This is a genomic window from Phytobacter sp. V69 (assembly GCF_965644215.1).
In the GTDB taxonomy this organism is placed as follows: Bacteria; Pseudomonadota; Gammaproteobacteria; order Enterobacterales; family Enterobacteriaceae; genus Phytobacter.
In genome coordinates this window covers 1-15,963 of the sequence record NZ_CBFFRL010000043.1, presented here as the reverse complement: position 1 = coordinate 15,963, position 15,963 = coordinate 1, and the positions used below count along the sequence as shown (strand labels likewise).

Annotated in this window: 18 protein-coding genes; 10 read left to right on the top strand and 8 right to left on the bottom strand. The window is 53.4% G+C overall.

Annotation, left to right across the window (positions count from 1 at the left end; translation table 11 throughout):
• The first annotated feature begins 21 nt into the window (after positions 1 to 21).
• Entirely contained in the window at positions 22 to 2,154 is a 2,133-nt protein-coding gene (locus ACSZPU_RS08440; protein ID WP_498997498.1) for a type I secretion system permease/ATPase, read from the top strand.
• Positions 2,155 to 2,163: 9 nt separating this feature from the next.
• On the top strand, positions 2,164 to 3,333 hold the full coding sequence (locus ACSZPU_RS08435) for a beta-barrel domain-containing protein (RefSeq protein ID WP_498997496.1): 1,170 nt from the start codon (positions 2,164 to 2,166) through the stop codon (positions 3,331 to 3,333).
• 43 nt (positions 3,334 to 3,376) lie between these two features.
• Here the strand turns inward: ACSZPU_RS08435 and smpB are convergent, their stop codons facing one another.
• Positions 3,377 to 3,859 carry an SsrA-binding protein SmpB gene (gene smpB, locus ACSZPU_RS08430; protein WP_039077570.1) on the bottom strand — a complete coding sequence of 161 codons (483 nt, stop codon included), beginning with the start codon at positions 3,857 to 3,859 and terminating at the stop codon, positions 3,377 to 3,379.
• A 157-nt stretch (positions 3,860 to 4,016) separates the two neighbouring features.
• Between smpB and ACSZPU_RS08425 the strand changes: the two genes are divergently transcribed.
• Together ACSZPU_RS08425 and ACSZPU_RS08420 are read left to right on the top strand one after the other, a co-directional pair.
• Positions 4,017 to 4,454, top strand: coding sequence for a type II toxin-antitoxin system RatA family toxin (locus ACSZPU_RS08425; protein WP_498997493.1), 438 nt, complete (start codon positions 4,017 to 4,019; stop codon positions 4,452 to 4,454).
• Positions 4,444 to 4,734, top strand: coding sequence for an RnfH family protein (locus tag ACSZPU_RS08420; RefSeq protein ID WP_498997492.1), 291 nt, complete (start codon positions 4,444 to 4,446; stop codon positions 4,732 to 4,734). The genes ACSZPU_RS08425 and ACSZPU_RS08420 overlap by 11 nt, the downstream gene beginning before the upstream one ends.
• A 6-nt stretch (positions 4,735 to 4,740) precedes the next feature.
• Here ACSZPU_RS08420 and ACSZPU_RS08415 read toward each other — a convergent pair whose 3' ends face one another.
• The 4 genes from ACSZPU_RS08415 to nadK all read right to left on the bottom strand — a co-directional run bounded on the left by ACSZPU_RS08415 (position 4,741) and on the right by nadK (position 8,435).
• Positions 4,741 to 5,259, bottom strand: coding sequence for a ClbS/DfsB family four-helix bundle protein (locus ACSZPU_RS08415; protein ID WP_498997507.1), 519 nt, complete (start codon positions 5,257 to 5,259; stop codon positions 4,741 to 4,743).
• A gap of 59 nt (positions 5,260 to 5,318) precedes the next feature.
• Positions 5,319 to 5,660: an outer membrane protein assembly factor BamE gene (gene bamE, locus ACSZPU_RS08410; RefSeq protein ID WP_498997490.1), complete on the bottom strand. Its 342-nt coding sequence runs from the start codon at positions 5,658 to 5,660 to the stop codon at positions 5,319 to 5,321.
• Between the two features lie 148 nt (positions 5,661 to 5,808).
• Positions 5,809 to 7,470: a DNA repair protein RecN gene (recN, locus tag ACSZPU_RS08405; protein ID WP_498997488.1), complete on the bottom strand. Its 1,662-nt coding sequence runs from the start codon at positions 7,468 to 7,470 to the stop codon at positions 5,809 to 5,811.
• An 86-nt stretch (positions 7,471 to 7,556) separates the two neighbouring features.
• Positions 7,557 to 8,435 (bottom strand): NAD(+) kinase, encoded by an 879-nt coding sequence (nadK, locus tag ACSZPU_RS08400; protein WP_498997486.1) that lies wholly within the window; start codon positions 8,433 to 8,435, stop codon positions 7,557 to 7,559.
• A gap of 122 nt (positions 8,436 to 8,557) precedes the next feature.
• Between nadK and grpE the strand changes: the two genes are divergently transcribed.
• Entirely contained in the window at positions 8,558 to 9,151 is a 594-nt protein-coding gene (grpE, locus tag ACSZPU_RS08395; RefSeq protein WP_498997484.1) for a nucleotide exchange factor GrpE, read from the top strand.
• 49 nt (positions 9,152 to 9,200) lie between these two features.
• Here grpE and ACSZPU_RS08390 read toward each other — a convergent pair whose 3' ends face one another.
• On the bottom strand, positions 9,201 to 10,487 hold the full coding sequence (locus tag ACSZPU_RS08390; protein WP_498997504.1) for an HlyC/CorC family transporter: 1,287 nt from the start codon (positions 10,485 to 10,487) through the stop codon (positions 9,201 to 9,203).
• A gap of 13 nt (positions 10,488 to 10,500) precedes the next feature.
• Positions 10,501 to 11,289 carry a cytochrome C assembly family protein gene (locus ACSZPU_RS08385; protein WP_498997503.1) on the bottom strand — a complete coding sequence of 263 codons (789 nt, stop codon included), beginning with the start codon at positions 11,287 to 11,289 and terminating at the stop codon, positions 10,501 to 10,503.
• A 168-nt stretch (positions 11,290 to 11,457) separates the two neighbouring features.
• Here ACSZPU_RS08385 and ffh point away from each other — a divergent pair, with 168 nt between their 5' ends.
• The 5 genes from ffh to rplS all read left to right on the top strand — a co-directional run bounded on the left by ffh (position 11,458) and on the right by rplS (position 15,074).
• Complete coding sequence (gene ffh / locus ACSZPU_RS08380) at positions 11,458 to 12,819, top strand: signal recognition particle protein (protein WP_498997483.1); 1,362 nt, start codon at positions 11,458 to 11,460, stop codon at positions 12,817 to 12,819.
• A 254-nt stretch (positions 12,820 to 13,073) separates the two neighbouring features.
• Positions 13,074 to 13,322: a 30S ribosomal protein S16 gene (gene rpsP / locus ACSZPU_RS08375; RefSeq protein WP_498997480.1), complete on the top strand. Its 249-nt coding sequence runs from the start codon at positions 13,074 to 13,076 to the stop codon at positions 13,320 to 13,322.
• Positions 13,323 to 13,340: 18 nt separating this feature from the next.
• Positions 13,341 to 13,889, top strand: coding sequence for a ribosome maturation factor RimM (gene rimM / locus ACSZPU_RS08370; RefSeq protein WP_498997479.1), 549 nt, complete (start codon positions 13,341 to 13,343; stop codon positions 13,887 to 13,889).
• 30 nt (positions 13,890 to 13,919) lie between these two features.
• A complete protein-coding gene (trmD, locus tag ACSZPU_RS08365; protein WP_498997477.1) occupies positions 13,920 to 14,657 on the top strand; it encodes a tRNA (guanosine(37)-N1)-methyltransferase TrmD in 738 nt (245 codons plus the stop codon).
• A gap of 69 nt (positions 14,658 to 14,726) precedes the next feature.
• Positions 14,727 to 15,074 (top strand): 50S ribosomal protein L19, encoded by a 348-nt coding sequence (gene rplS, locus ACSZPU_RS08360; protein ID WP_006178051.1) that lies wholly within the window; start codon positions 14,727 to 14,729, stop codon positions 15,072 to 15,074.
• A gap of 67 nt (positions 15,075 to 15,141) precedes the next feature.
• Here rplS and dgcN read toward each other — a convergent pair.
• Positions 15,142 to 15,963 (bottom strand): diguanylate cyclase DgcN/YfiN (gene dgcN / locus ACSZPU_RS08355; protein WP_498997476.1); only part of this gene is annotated, 822 nt, incomplete at its 5' end.

The window sequence follows — 15,963 nt, the reverse complement described above, 5'->3', positions numbered from 1 at the left end:
GCTGATCGCGCAGGAGCTGTCATGCAAGAGTCGAATACCGAAAGCTGGATTAATGTCATGGTCCGTGCGGCGGGGCGCTTTGGCCTGCCGGCGGACGCCCCCGCAGTGCGCCAGCAAATGCGCTGGTTTGAAACGCTGCCCCTTGCTGACCGTCTCGCTCGTTTGAGCGGCCTGATGGGATTGCAGGCTCGCATCGTGCCGTTAAAAAACGTGCGCTGGAATGCGCAAAATATCCCGATCATTGTGCAACTGGAAAGCGGTGAGCTGATGCTGCTGGAGTCACTGGATGCCGATGGTCTGGTCACCTACTGGCTCAGCGATGGCGGCGATCTGGTACGTGAAGAGCCACTGGAAACGCTGCTCACACGCGTAAAACCTGATGCGGTGATGTTGGGGATTGCCGCCCGTGGTCGTGATTCCCGGGTGGATGATTTTACCCGTCCGTGGGAAGAACACTGGTTCTGGCAGAATTTTCGCCATACGGGGCGGAAGCTATCGGAAATCGCACTCGCCTCGGTCACCAGTAACGTACTGGCGCTGGGGGGGATTCTCTTCTCTATGCAGGTGTACGACCGCGTCATTCCTGCGCAATCCTTTCCGACTCTGTGGGTGCTGTTTATTGGTGTGCTGTTTGCCGCTGCGTTTGAATATTTTATCCGTCTGGCGCGAACTCATGTTTCGGACATCATGGGGAAACATATCGACCTGAAAGTCTCCTCGCTCTTTTTTGCCCGCGCACTGGCGATAAAAAACGATTCACGGCCGAAATCGACAGGTTCGTTTATCTCGCAACTGCGTGAAATAGACCAGGTGCGTGAGCTGCTCACTTCAACCACCGTCGGCGCGGCGATGGATATCCCCTTTGTCCTGCTGTTCCTCGCCATTATGGCGCTGGTGGGCGGGCCGCTGGTGGCTATTCCGCTTATCGCCATTCCGCTGATTGTTATCCCTGGCATTCTGGTGCAATGGCCGATGGCGAAGCTGGCCAAAGAAGGGATGCGTGAAAGCGCCATTCGTAACGCCGTGCTGGTGGAGTCGATTGAGGGTGTCGAAGATATTAAAGCTCTGCAGGCGGAGCCCTATTTCCAACGCCAGTGGGAGCATACCCATTCGGTGGGGGCGAATATCGGGATGAAGCAACGCGTCTGGGGGGCCAGACTGAGCGGCTGGGCCTCTACCGTGCAGCAAATCACCTACGCCGGGATGCTGGTTTACGGCTCTTTCCTTGTGCTGGATTCTTCGATCACCACCGGTACGCTGGTCGCCTGTAGTCTGCTTTCTTCACGGACCATTGCGCCGTTGATGCAGCTCACGATGGTCTTTTCTCGCTGGCAGCACGCCAAAATGGCGATGACCGGGCTGAATGATTTGCTGAAAAAACCGCTTGATAAAGAAGCGGATAAAAAGATGGCTCACTGCCCGGTGCTGGCCGGTCATTACCAGCTTCAGCAGGTGCAGTACAGCTATGACATCGAAAAAGGTGAGCAGGCGGTACAGATTGGCGAGCTGGAAATCAAACCCGGTGAGCGAGTGGCTATCCTTGGTAAAACCGGGGCGGGCAAATCAACGTTGCTCAAACTGTTTTCCGGCCAGGCGCAGACGAGTAAAGGCAAGATCATCATTGATGGTGTGGACATGGCGCATATTGATCCTACCGACGTGCGCCGCCAGGTAGGGTACCTGTCGCAGGATTCACGGCTTTTCTTCGGCACGCTGCGACAAAACCTGATGCTTGGGCACCCGCATGCCACTGAAGCGGAGCTGATTCAGGCGCTGCGCATCAGCGGTGCTATCGGCATCATTCAACAGGATGCGGCCAGCCTCGATCGCATCATCAATGAAGGCGGGCGCGGGTTGTCCGGCGGTCAGCGGCAAATGGTACTGCTGAGTCGGTTGATTGTGCGCAATCCGCAAATTGTGCTGCTGGATGAGCCGACGGCATCGATGGATGAACAGCTGGAAGCCTGGGTTATCCGCCAGCTCCAGCAGTGGCTGACCGGGCGGACGTTGATTCTGGTGACCCATCGTCCTGCATTGCTCACCCTGGTGGATCGCATTGTGGTGATGGAGAACGGCAAAGTAGTGGCGGATGGGCCACGCGATACGCTGCTTAAACAGGCGGCGCGCAACAGCAACGTGGCGTCTGTCGCCTGAGGAACCCCGATGAGCCAACTCTCAATGCAGGATGACCTGGCACGCCAGGGGCGGTTTTATTCATCGGTGATCTGGCTGACGCTGATTGGCCTGGCGCTTTTTGTCTTCTGGTCGTCATGGGCCATTCTTGATGAGGTGACGGTAGGCACCGGGAAAATAACCCCGGCGACCCATGCGCAGGTGATAGAGAGTCTGGACGGCGGTATCGTCAGCGCGCTGATGGTTAAAGAGGGGGATATTGTTGAACGCGGTCAGATGCTGGCCCGTCTCGATCCAACGCGTTTTCAGTCTAACTATGGTGAGGCTGCGGCGCGTGCGCGTGCGTTACGGGCTTCCAGTGAGCGCTTACGTTCTGAGCTGACCGGTGAGCCACTGCGTTTTAGCGCGGAGTCGATGCGGGAACCGGAGCTGGTGGCGCGTGAACGCCAGCTGTATGAATCTCGCCGACGTAACCTGGATGAAACCGTGGCCAACCTGCAACAAGCGCTAAAGCTGGTGAATGCCGAGCTCAAAATGACTCAGCCGCTGGTGGCGAGAGGGGCGGCAAGCGACGTCGAGGTCATCCGCCTGCAGCGTCAGGCTACTGAACTGAAAGGAAAGATTGACGAAGCGCGTAACCAGTTTGCGGTGCGAGCGCGTGAAGAGCAGGTAAAAAACAACGCTGACCTCGACGCTCAATTGCAGGTGATGGCAGGGAAGGCGGATCAGCTCGATCGTGCGACCCTTTTCTCGCCGGTGCGCGGGATCGTGAAGGATATTCAGGTCACCACTGTCGGTGGCGTATTGCAACCCGGCGGTAAGCTGATGGAGATCGTGCCACTTGAAGATCAACTGCTGGTGGAAACGCGTATTAACCCGCGTGACATTGCCTATATTCGCCCTGGCCTGCCTGCGACGGTGAAAGTGACGGCCTATGATTCATCTATCTATGGCAATCTGGAGGGCATCGTGGAAATTGTGTCGCCGGATACCTTGCAGGATGAGGTGCGTCGCGATCAGTTCTATTACCGCGTGTATGTACGAACCAAAACGGCGGAACTGGAAAACCGTAACGGCAAACGTTTCCCGATTTTGCCGGGGATGGTGGCGAACGTAGAGATCAAAACCGGACAGAAATCGGTACTGGATTATCTGATTAAACCGCTGAACAAGGTGAACGAAGCGCTGCGGGAAAGGTAATTACCCGGACACTCCCACAGGGGAAGTGTCCGTCAGGCGTGGATTAACGGCCTGCGTTTTTCATAATACGGGCTTTATCCAACTGCCATTCACGCTCTTTAAGATCGGAACGTTTATCGTGCTGTTTCTTGCCTTTCGCGACGCCGATTTTGACTTTGCACCAGGCGTTTTTCCAGTACAGCGACAGCGCGACAACGGTGTAACCTTCGCGGTTAACACGGCCGTAGAGGCTGTCCAGCTCGCGCTGGTTGAGCAGCAGCTTGCGCGTGCGGGTTGGGTCGCAGACGTAGTGGCTTGAGGCCACCGCCAGCGGAGTGAAGTTGGCGCCGAACAGGTACGCTTCGCCATCTTTCAGAATCACATAGCTGTCGCCGATGTTGGCTTTGCCTGCGCGCAGGGATTTGACTTCCCAGCCCTGCAGGGACAGACCAGCCTCAAACTCTTCTTCAATAAAGTATTCGTGGCGGGCGCGCTTATTCATCGCGATAGTGGCGGAACCGGGTTTGTGTACTTTTTTCTTCGTCATAAGTGTCGTGAAGCCATTGGTAATCTGATATCCAAAAAGACCTCATTGCATCCTTTGAGGTTCAACGCGTTATCTTAGCACGAGTTCCGGCATAGCGTTTTCCTTTCATGTATGGGAAATGTTATTATTTGGCGATTGTGTGATCGCAGGAAAAGCTATGCCTCAGATTAGTCGCTCTGCGCTGGTGCCTTACAGCGCGGAACAAATGTATGAATTGGTTAACGATGTGAATTCCTACCCGCAGTTTCTGCCAGGGTGCACGGGAAGCCGCGTGCTGCAGTCCGGCCCGACGCAGATGACTGCGGCGGTGGATGTCTCGAAAGCGGGGATCAGTAAAACTTTCACAACGCGAAATACCTTAACGGCAAATCAAACCATTTTGATGCATCTGGTCGATGGCCCGTTCAAGAAATTGATGGGGGGCTGGAAATTTACGCCGCTCTCGCCAGACGCCTGTCGCATCGAATTTAACCTTGATTTCGAATTCACTAACAAGCTGATTGAGCTGGCGTTTGGACGCATCTTCAAAGAACTGGCGGCCAATATGGTAGAAGCCTTCACCATCCGTGCGAAAGAGGTCTACCGTGTCGGGTAAGATTGTGGTGGAAGTGGCGTACGCGCTGCCGGAAAAACAGTACCTGCAGCGGGTGAGCCTGGAGGAAGGGGCAACCATTGAACAAGCGATTGTTGCCTCTGGCCTGCTAGAGCTGCGCACGGATATCGATCTTAGCCAGAACAAAGTGGGCATCTATAGCCGCCCGGCGAAGCTGCACGATGTTGTCGCCGATGGCGATCGTATCGAAATCTACCGTCCGTTAATTGCTGACCCGAAAGAGTTGCGCAGACAGCGTGCGGAGAAAGCGGCGAAGAAATAATTCTGTTCAGGCAGACTCAGCGAGCGTTTTTAACAGGACGTTCAGCCTGGTGCTGGCATTTTTGTACGGCGAAGCGCTGTTGAATTGAATCATGCGACCGCGCGTCCACTTGCCGTACCAGGGCTGGTGATACAGCGCATCGTCACTGTAGTTATTCACCAGGGTCAGTAGCCGTTGTTGATTCTCTTCCAGCATGGCGAGCAGCGTCGGCCATGACGTAATATGCTGGTAATCCGCGTAGTATTTTTGCGCGAGTTTTCCCAGTTCATTCCATTTAACGCCTTTTGCCGGAAAATCTATCTCCTCGCCGGCGGCTTCCTGCTGATGCCAGTAGAGGACCTGCTCTCCCCAGCCAATCAGATAGCTGACGAGATTAGCGGCGCTCATGCGGCTCCCGGCCACGTGCCCTTCAAGGCATTCCTGATAAGCGATTTCTGGTGGAATACGCGCGAGTTTTTTGCGCAGGGCGAGGGCTGATTTTTCCATTGCTTCCAGTAAGGCAGTTTTGCTTTCCGGCACGGCCACGATTTTCTTCCTCCTGAAATGAAAAATGGCGCCGTTGGGCGCCATTCCTGATCCTGCGATTACTCTTTTGTCAGTGCGGGTTTGTTATCAATATTGGTTAACACACCGCTGCTGTTAAAGGTAAGGGTCAGCGTCTGCTGGGTGACATCTTCATGCCCCGGCTGCTGGCGGAACACATAGAACCAGGTGCTGCTGCCGAATGGATCGGTCATCATCGGCGTACCTAATGCGTATGCAACCTGCTGTTGCGTCATCCCTACGCGGATTTTAGAAACGTCATTCGGAGTCAGGTAGTTCCCCTGATTGATATCAGGACGGTAAACCACGCGTTCCAGAGTGGAACAGCCTGCGGTCAACATCAGAAGAACCGCTGCGGCAGCAGTCAGCATTTTACAGCGCATAGTGATTTGATTCCTTTTCGGGCCCGAACAGTACGTGGCTCATTTGTAATGTGCCGATAATAATAGACCTTTAGCCAGTTTAAAACCTTTGCGACCTGGTCTGACGGCGAATTTATCGTGTACTGAGACCGTACTAATGGCAAAAAGTTTACGCAGCGAGTAGCTCTTTCGCATTTGCCAGCGTATTTCGGGTCACTTCACTACCGCCTAACAGGCGTGCAAGCTCCTGCAAACGCGCACGTTTATCCAAAGGCTGCATGTGGGTTTCGGTCATCGCGCCGTCAGTTTCTTTGCTGACATAGAAGTGGTGGTGCCCACAGCCTGCCACCTGAGGCAGGTGAGTCACGCACATGACCTGGGTGGATTCGCCCAATTGACGCAGAAGTTTGCCGACGACCGCAGCGGTCGGGCCGCTGATACCCACATCCACTTCGTCGAAAATCAGCGCCGGGGTTTCCATCTTCCGTGCGGTGATAACCTGAATGGCCAGTGCAATACGTGACAGTTCACCGCCGGAGGCGACTTTGGAAATGGCCTGCAGAGGTTGACCAGGGTTGGTGGTCACGCGGAACTCAATGCGGTCTGCGCCGTCAGCCGTCAGCGTGTACTCATCAAAGCCGACGTCAATATCAAACACCCCGTGCGGCATCGAGAGCATATGCATACTTTCAGTAATAAGCTGCCCCAGTTCCTGCGCGTAGTGTACCCGCTGGGTATGAAGCTGACGGGCTGCTTCCAGCGCCAGTTGGTGGTGCTTCGCCGCCGCCAGTTTCAGGGTTTCCTGAGAGTCGGCCTGATCGTCAAGCTGCTGCTGTTCATCCAGCAGTGATTGGTGGAACTGTGGCAGGGCTTCCGGGCTGACATGATGTTTACGCGCCAGTGAAATCTGTTTTGAAATACGCTGCTCAAGTTCATACAGGCGGTTTGGGTCGAGATCCAGACGGTCACAATAATGGCGCAGCTCATCGCTGGCTTCACTGACCTGAATGGCCGCTTCTTCGAGCATATTAAGGATACCGGACAGGCTGGCATCCATACCGGCCAGTTCGGTCACCATCTGGCGTGCGGTATAGAGCTGGCTTTGCAGGTTGGCGTCTTCACCGTCCGCCAGCAAATTCAGCACATGCTGACTGGTGCTCAGCAACTGGCCGCTGTTGGCGAGGCGTTTGTACTCTTCATCAATCTGCTCAAATTCACCCGGCTGCGGGTTGAATTCGTTAAGCTCTTTCAACTGATAGTGCAGCAGTTCGGCGCGTGCGGTGCGTTCCTGGCTTTGCTGCTGATGCAGTGCCAGTTCACTGCAGCTGGTATGCCACTGGCGGTAGTGTTCGGCCATTTGTTGAGTAAGCGCATACTCACCGGCATAGCCATCCAGCAGCGCTTTCTGATGCTCAGATTTCACTAACAGCTGATGTGCGTGCTGGCCGTGGATTTGAATCAGCAACTGCCCCAGTTCGCGCAACTGGGAAAGCGGGACCGCCGTACCGTTGATAAAACCACGAGAACGCCCGTCGCTGCTAATTACTCGGCGAAGTAAACACTCACGCCCGTCTTCAAGTTGATTCGCTTCCAGCCAGCGCTGTGCCGCAGGGGTATCTTTCAGGGCAAAACGGGCGCACAGGTCAGCACGTGCCGCTCCGGCACGCACCATGTCGGCTTCGGCACGACCACCGAGGCAAAGCCCCAACGCATCAATCGCGATGGATTTACCTGCACCTGTCTCACCCGTGATAGCCGTCATTCCGCTGTGGAAATCGATCTCGAGCTCACGAACAATCGCAAAGTTGCTGATGGTCAGTTGTGCCAACATAGCTGTTTTCCTGTATGAAAAACCATAACTGTAATTACATACAGTATAAACTGGTTTTTTATACAGTAAAGCCCCTGGCTACGTTTTCAGAACAATTTTTTTGACCAGCCGAGTTTAGAGCTTAATGTATTGAAATAGCTGTAATCTTTAGGATGTATCAGGTTGAGGTGGTAATCGCATCGGCGAATTAACACATCTTCACCTTCCTGGATTGGCAGGGCGATTTGGCTGTCGCAGCTGACTTCCAGATCGCTACGGCGATGCGAGAAACGCAGGCGAATGGTGCTGCTGCTGTTGATAACCAGCGGACGGGCGGTAAGCGTATGCGGGAACATCGGCACCAGTGCGATGGCGTCCAGTGACGGGGTGAGAATTGGTCCGCCCGCGGAGAGCGAATAGGCCGTAGAGCCTGTGGGAGTGGAGACAATCAGACCATCAGAACGTTGAGAGAAGGCGAAAACCTCATCGATGTAGACTTCGAACTCAATCATATGGGCGACTTTGCCCGGGTGCAGGACGACTTCATTAATCGCCGTGCAGATGCGTTTCTGGCAATCCTGCTGGCAGACCTGAACTTCAAGCAAAAAACGCTGCTCAGAAATATAATGACCTTCCAGTACATCAGCTAACTGCTGGTGCGCATTATCCGGATCAAGGTCGGTCAGAAAGCCCAGATTGCCACGGTTGATACCAATGACTTTAATGTCGTAGCGCGCCAGCGTACGAGCGGCACCCAGCATATTACCGTCACCGCCGACCACCACCGCGAGAACCGCCTGTTGGCCAATTTCCGCCAGCGTACCGGTACGCACGTTTTTAAGCTGTAACTCTTGTGCAATCTGTTGTTCGACAATGACGTCATACCCTTTTGTACACAGCCAGCGATAGAGCATTTCATGTGTGGTCAGCGCGGTGGGGTGGCGTGGATGACCGACAATACCAATACACTTGAAATGATGAGCCATTTTCTGGTGGTCCTTGTGCCAAATGAATGATGACAATGTGTCGCGTTCCCTTGAAACCCGGAAACTGATCCCCATAATAAGCGAAGTTAGCGAGATGAATGCGAAAAAACGCGGAGAAATTCATGAGTAGTAAAGAACAGAAAACGCCTGACGGGCAAGCCCCGGAAGAAATTATCATGGATCAGCACGAGGAAGTTGAGGCAGTTGAACCAGACGCTTCTGCTGAGCATGTGGACTCGCGTGATGAGAAGATTGCCAACCTCGAAGCGCAACTGGTTGAAGCGCAGAACCGCGAGCGTGATGGTGTTCTGCGTATTAAAGCCGAAATGGAAAACCTGCGTCGTCGCACTGAGCTTGACGTAGAGAAAGTGCATAAGTTCGCGCTGGAAAAATTCGTCAACGAGCTGCTGCCGGTCATTGATAGCCTTGAGCGCGCGCTGGAAGTGGCGGACAAGAACAATGCTGACATGTCCTCAATGGTCGAAGGCATTGAATTAACGTTGAAATCCATGCTCGACGTGGTGAAAAAATTCGGTGTGGAAGTGGTTGCCGAGACCCACGTCCCGCTGGATCCGAACGTGCATCAGGCTATTGCGATGGTGGAGTCTGAGGATGTGGCAGCCGGTAACGTGCTGGGCGTCATGCAGAAAGGCTTTACCCTGAATGGCCGTACGATCCGTGCTGCCATGGTGACAGTGGCTAAAGCAAAGGGTTAATTCTCCCTTACGTTACCCCCTCTCTCTGCGAAGATAGGGGGTAACAGCGTTATTCCGCCACGCTGTCGCGTAGGGATTTCACCGGAATGACGCGGACTTGTTTAATCATGTTGTCCTGTACGTCGAGAATATCAATGTCGTAATGCTCGATGCGCACGCGCGTGCCGGCGGCCGGGATCTCTTCCAGCGCTTCCAGTAACATCCCGTTAATCGTCCGGGCTTCCGCTTCGGGTAGCTGCCAGTTAAACGCTTTATTCAGCTCGCGTACGTTGGCGCTGCCATCAATAATCACTGAATCGTCATTCTGTGGCGTCACTTCTTCGGCCAGCGACGGTGACATTGATGTCGTAAAATCCCCGACAATCTCTTCGAGAATATCTTCCACCGTAATCAGCCCCTGAATGTCACCGTATTCGTCCACCACCAGGCCGACTTTCTTCTTATTACGCTGAAATTTGACCAACTGTATGCTGAGTGGCGTACCTTCCGGCACGTAGTAAATCTCATCGGCGGCGCGCAGCATCACCTCTTTGGTGAACTCTTTTTTCTCCGTCATCAGACGGTAGGCTTCGCGCAACCGCAGCATACTGATGGCATCGTCAAGGGTATCCCGGTACAGCACGATACGGCCATGCGGCGAGTGGGTAAGCTGACGCACGATCGACTTCCAGTCGTCGTTGATATTGATACCGACGATATCGCTGCGCGGCACCATGATGTCATCCACGCTCACTTTTTCCAGGTCCAGAATCGACAGCAGCATGTCCTGATTGCGTCGGGAAATCTTGGTGCGGGACTCGTTCACGATGGTGCGCAGCTCATCTTTGCTGAGTGCGCCGCTGATCACGATGTCCGCTTTGATACCGACCATTCGCATCAATACGCGCGTCACACTATTTAGCAGCCAGACCAGTGGCATCATGATGATTTGCAGTGGCACTAACAGTACGCTGCTGGGAAAGGCGACTTTCTCGGGATAGAGTGCGGCGATGGTTTTTGGCAGGACTTCGGCAAACACCAGTACGACGAAGGTCAGCACGCCGGTGGCAATCGCCACCTCGGCATTACCGTATAAGCGCATGCCGACAATAGTCCCCAGCGCGGAAGCGAGGATATTGACGAGGTTATTACCAATCAATACCAGGCTGATAAGACGGTCAGGTTTACGCAGCAGTTTTTCGACGCGCTTAGCGCTACGATGGCCCTGCTTTGCCAGATGACGCAGGCGATAACGGTTTACAGTCATCATGCCGGTTTCAGAACCGGAGAAGTACGCCGAAATCACCACCATGATGATCAGGGTGACGATCAGCGTCGTGGTGGAAATGTGTTCCAGGGGGAACTCCTTCTTAACTTAAGAAATGCTGCAGAACGCGGCTGCCAAAATAGGCCAGCGTTAAAATGCTCGCGCCTGCGACGTTAAACCACACGACAGGGCGCCCGCGCCACCCTTTATGATAATGGCCCCACAGCAGTACGATATAGAGAAACCAGGCAATGATCGACAGGACGGCTTTGTCGATATTTTCCATGCTGAACAGGTTTTTCAGAAAGAAGAGCCCCGTGCACAGCGTCAATGTCAGCAACACCACGCCAATCTGCGTGATATGAAACATTTTACGCTCAATGCTCATTAACGGTGGCATTTCGCTGCTGAATGCCAGTCGCTTATTTTTAAGCTGATAGTCAATCCACGCCAGCTGTAGCGCGTACATCGCGGCGATAATCAGCGTGGCGTAGGAGAAGAGCGACAGCCCAATGTGGATCATCATACCGGGTGTGGCTTCGAGATGCGTGATGTACTCATTTGGCACAAAAATGGCGAAGGCGAGGTTGATTAGCGCAAAGGTATAGACGATAGGCAGCAGCAGCCAGCCGCGATTTTTCGATGCCACAATGGTCATTACCGTACAGATCATCAGGCTGACCAGCGAACCGACGTTCAACAGGCTTAAGTTTTGCCCGCCATCGTCCGGGAACAGACGCTCTTTAAGCGCGAAGCCGTGAAACATCAGCGCGACAACCGCCGATAAAATTGCCATGCGCCGCCAACCGCTGTTTTTCTGCAGCAAACCGGGAACGATCAGTGCGAGGCTGATGGAATAGGCGGCAAGAGAAATTAAGGCGAACACGGGCATAGTGGCGTCGACAGTTGACCTGAGAAGAAAGAGATGCAGTATAACGTCACGTGACTCCGGCTCCAACCGTTGCATCACATACATCAGTAATGTCTTCATGTTATACTGCCGCAAATTTCTGTTATGCGTCGCCCAGGCGGCCCATCGTTTTACCTCAGGCGAGAGACAATGTTTGATAATTTAACCGATCGTTTATCGCGCACCCTGCGCAATATCAGTGGTCGTGGACGCCTCACTGAAGACAACATTAAAGACACGCTGCGTGAAGTGCGTATGGCGCTGCTGGAAGCGGACGTCGCCTTGCCGGTCGTGCGTGATTTTATCAGCCGTGTAAAAGAAAAAGCGGTTGGTCATGAAGTGAATAAGAGCCTGACCCCGGGTCAGGAGTTCGTCAAAATCGTGCGCAACGAGCTGGTTTCAGCCATGGGTGAGGAGAACCAGGTGTTAAACCTGGCCGCTCAACCGCCTGCCGTTGTGCTGATGGCGGGCCTGCAGGGTGCAGGTAAAACCACCAGTGTCGGTAAACTGGGTAAATTCTTGCGCGAGAAGCACAAGAAGAAAGTCATGGTCGTTTCCGCGGATGTTTATCGTCCGGCGGCGATCAAACAACTGGAAACCCTTGCGCAGCAGGTGGACGTCGATTTCTTCCCATCTGATGCCGCACAAAAGCCGGTGGATATCGTTAATGCCGCGCTGAAAGAAGCGAAGCTCAAGTTTTACGACGTGCTGCTGGTGGATACCGCCGGTCGTCTGCACGTTGACGAAGCGATGATGGACGAAATCAAACAGGTACATGCCGCGATTAATCCGGTTGAAACCCTGTTTGTTGTTGATGCCATGACCGGTCAGGATGCGGCGAATACCGCAAAAGCGTTTAATGAAGCGCTGCCGCTGACCGGCGTTGTGTTAACCAAAGTGGACGGTGACGCCCGTGGCGGTGCGGCACTCTCTATTCGTCATATCACCGGTAAACCGATCAAGTTCCTCGGCGTCGGCGAGAAAACCGAAGCGCTGGAGCCGTTCCATCCGGACCGTATCGCCTCTCGTATTCTCGGTATGGGTGACGTTCTGTCGCTGATCGAAGATATTGAAAGCAAAGTTGACCGCGCACAGGCTGAGAAGCTGGCGTCTAAACTGAAAAAAGGTGACGGTTTCGACCTGACCGACTTCCTGGAACAGCTGCGTCAGATGAAAAACATGGGTGGTATGGCAAGCCTGATGGGCAAGCTGCCGGGCATGGGGCAGATTCCGGACAACGTGAAAGCACAGATGGATGACAAAGTGCTGGTGCGTATGGAAGCCATCATCAACTCGATGACCTTTAAAGAGCGTGCTAACCCGGACATCATCAAAGGTTCCCGCAAGCGCCGTATCGCTGCAGGCTGCGGTATGCAGGTGCAGGACGTTAACCGCCTTCTGAAACAGTTCGACGACATGCAGCGCATGATGAAGAAGATGAAGAAGGGCGGTATGGCGAAGATGATGCGGAGTATGAAGGGGATGATGCCGCCGGGGTTCCCTGGCCGCTAAGGCTAAATCGACCTGGCTTATTGGCCATTTTGGCACCGGGGTGTGCTCGCCATCCTCACATACTGCGTGTACGCTCCGGTGGCTGCGCGCACGCCGGCACCAAACTGGCTGCAACGCCGACGGTCTCGATATCACAGTTTCTAAACTGCTGATTGCATTTTCCCCAAAAATCAGTAAAATTTTCGGGCTTTTAATATGACACCGGGCTCCGTTCCTCGATGGGGCCTGGTGTTTTATTCACACAAGAGGATGTTATGGTAACTATTCGTTTAGCTCGTCACGGCGCTAAAAAGCGTCCGTTCTACCAGGTTGTTGTCACCGACAGCCGTAATGCACGCAACGGTCGCTTCATTGAGCGCGTTGGCTTCTTCAACCCGATCGCGTCCGAGAAAGAAGAAGGCACCCGCCTGGATCTGGATCGTATCGCTCACTGGGTTGGCCAGGGCGCTACCGTTTCCGATCGCGTAGCTACGCTGATCAAAGCAGTAAACAAAGCAGCTTAATCTGTCACGGTGGTCATGATGAGCAAGCAACACGCCGCACAGAGCCCTGTTAATCCGATCGTACTGGGTAAACTGGGATCTTCCTACGGTATCCGTGGTTGGCTCAGAGTGTTTTCCTCCACCGAAGACGCCGAAAGCATTTTTGACTATCAGCCCTGGTTTATTGAACGGGCGGGTCAGTGGCAGAGCATTGAGCTGGAAAGCTGGCGCTACCACAATCAGGATATCGTTATTAAACTGAAAGGTGTTGATGACAGAGATGCTGCGAATCTGCTGACTAATTGCGAAATTGTCGTGGATTCATCGCAGTTGCCGACCCTGGAAGAGGGTGACTACTACTGGAAAGACCTGATGGGCTGCCAGGTAGTGACCACCGAAGGTTATAGTCTTGGTAAAGTCATCGATATGATGGAAACCGGGTCAAATGACGTTCTCGTCATTAAGGCAAACCTGAAAGATGCATTTGGTATCAAGGAGCGGTTGGTTCCGTTCCTCGATGGGCAGGTTATCAAGAAAGTCGATCTCGCTACTCAAACCATTGAAGTAGATTGGGATCCTGGTTTTTAAACCTCCGGATATACGGTAAAAGACGGCGCTATGTGGATTGGCATAATTAGCCTGTTTCCTGAAATGTTCCGCGCGATTACCGACTACGGGGTAACTGGCCGGGCAGTTAAAAATGGCCTGCTGAGCATCCAGAGCTGGAGTCCGCGTGACTTTGCTCATGACCGGCACCGTACCGTGGACGATCGTCCTTACGGCGGCGGACCGGGGATGCTAATGATGGTGCAACCTTTACGGGACGCCATTCATGCAGCAAGAGATGCGGCCGGTGAAGGCGCAAAAGTGATTTATCTGTCACCTCAGGGACGTAAGCTTGATCAAGCGGGCGTCAGCGAACTGGCAACGAATCAGAAACTGATTCTGGTGTGCGGGCGCTACGAAGGGATAGATGAGCGCGTAATCCAAACCGAGATTGACGAAGAATGGTCTATCGGTGATTACGTACTCAGCGGTGGTGAGTTACCAGCAATGACGCTGATTGACTCGGTCTCCCGGTTTATCCCGGGTGTTCTGGGCCATGAAGCTTCGGCAACGGAAGATTCTTTTGCCGATGGATTACTGGACTGCCCACACTATACTCGACCTGAGCTGTTAGAAGGGATGGAAGTACCGCCAGTGTTGCTGTCGGGAAACCATGCCGAGATACGTCGCTGGCGTTTGAAACAGTCGCTGGGCCGCACCTGGCTTAGAAGACCTGAACTTTTGGAAAACCTGGCTCTGACTGAAGAGCAAGCAAGGTTGCTGGCGGAGTTCAAAAAAGAACACGTATAACAGCAACATAAACATGATGGGACGGCGTAAGCCCCCAATATCAGTTTACCCAGGATAAGAGATTAAATTATGAGCAACATTATTAAGCAAATTGAACAAGAACAGATGAAGCAGGACGTACCTTCCTTCCGTCCGGGTGATACCGTGGAAGTGAAAGTATGGGTTGTTGAAGGTTCCAAAAAACGTCTGCAGGCATTCGAGGGCGTGGTTATCGCTATTCGTAACCGCGGTCTGCACTCTGCATTCACTGTTCGTAAAATTTCCAACGGCGAAGGCGTTGAGCGTGTCTTCCAGACTCACTCTCCGGTAGTTGACAGCATTGCTGTTAAACGTCGTGGTGCTGTACGTAAAGCTAAACTGTACTACCTGCGTGAGCGCACTGGTAAGTCTGCTCGTATCAAAGAGCGTCTTAACTAAGATTCGCTTTCGCGACATCCTGTTAAAAAGGGCTGGCCTGTGGGCTGGCCCTTTTTTATGTCCGCATTTACCAGGACGATTGTGAACGGCGTTGCTTCACCTGGTACATATTCTTGTCTGCCAGCTCCAGTAAACTTTCCGCCGTCGCATGCTCCCATGTCAGTGCATAACCGATACTGAGTGTCATTACAGCAGTACTACCGTTGTGTAAGTCAATCGGGCGGGTAAATTGCTGGGAAAGCGCAGCGGCGATTCGCTGCACTTCGGCATCGGAGTGAACATCTGCCAGGATCATCGCAAATTCATCTCCCCCCAGCCGATAGGCCAGATGGTGACCCCCGCCAAACTCCATTAACCGACGGGCAATCTCAATCAATACGCCATCACCTGCGGTGTGGCCCCAGGTATCATTGATAAATTTGAAATTATCGCCGTCCAGAAATAACAGGGCAGAACTGGCGCGCGAAGTGGCTTCTTTCATCAGGGTGGCGATATTGCTGCGAAATGCCGAGCGGTTCGCCAGACCGGTAAGGGGATCGTGCAGCGCGGTGCGCAGAAGCTGCGCGTTTTTGGCCTGCAGACGCAGATGCCACTCTTCCATCTCATCAAGCAGGCTATTGAAGTCCTGGGCAAAAAGATGAAACTCGGCAATCTGTTCGTCGCTTACGCGGCGGGAAAAATTGCGATTGCGGCGGACATCATGCACGACATAGGTAATATTTTGTAGCGCATGGGCTATCCCATTATAGAGATGGCGAGTGATGAGAAAGGCGACCGCAGAAGCCAGCACAATACAGCCCGTCAGAACCATCAGTGAACCGCCCCGGGAATCCTGGAGACTAAACTCTTTGAGAGAGAGGTAAACAGGATGACTAAAAACACACGTTTT

Coding starts and splice junctions, on each gene's coding strand:
- rpsP (WP_498997480.1), top strand. CDS start 13,074: ATGGTAACTATTCGTTTAGCTCGTCACGGCGCTAAAAAGCGTCCGTTC.
- recN (WP_498997488.1), bottom strand. CDS start 7,470: ATGTTGGCACAACTGACCATCAGCAACTTTGCGATTGTTCGTGAGCTC.
- rplS (WP_006178051.1), top strand. CDS start 14,727: ATGAGCAACATTATTAAGCAAATTGAACAAGAACAGATGAAGCAGGAC.
- trmD (WP_498997477.1), top strand. CDS start 13,920: ATGTGGATTGGCATAATTAGCCTGTTTCCTGAAATGTTCCGCGCGATT.
- ffh (WP_498997483.1), top strand. CDS start 11,458: ATGTTTGATAATTTAACCGATCGTTTATCGCGCACCCTGCGCAATATC.
- smpB (WP_039077570.1), bottom strand. CDS start 3,859: ATGACGAAGAAAAAAGTACACAAACCCGGTTCCGCCACTATCGCGATG.
- nadK (WP_498997486.1), bottom strand. CDS start 8,435: ATGGCTCATCATTTCAAGTGTATTGGTATTGTCGGTCATCCACGCCAC.
- bamE (WP_498997490.1), bottom strand. CDS start 5,660: ATGCGCTGTAAAATGCTGACTGCTGCCGCAGCGGTTCTTCTGATGTTG.
- ACSZPU_RS08435 (WP_498997496.1), top strand. CDS start 2,164: ATGAGCCAACTCTCAATGCAGGATGACCTGGCACGCCAGGGGCGGTTT.
- ACSZPU_RS08425 (WP_498997493.1), top strand. CDS start 4,017: ATGCCTCAGATTAGTCGCTCTGCGCTGGTGCCTTACAGCGCGGAACAA.
- ACSZPU_RS08440 (WP_498997498.1), top strand. CDS start 22: ATGCAAGAGTCGAATACCGAAAGCTGGATTAATGTCATGGTCCGTGCG.
- grpE (WP_498997484.1), top strand. CDS start 8,558: ATGAGTAGTAAAGAACAGAAAACGCCTGACGGGCAAGCCCCGGAAGAA.
- ACSZPU_RS08385 (WP_498997503.1), bottom strand. CDS start 11,289: ATGCCCGTGTTCGCCTTAATTTCTCTTGCCGCCTATTCCATCAGCCTC.
- rimM (WP_498997479.1), top strand. CDS start 13,341: ATGAGCAAGCAACACGCCGCACAGAGCCCTGTTAATCCGATCGTACTG.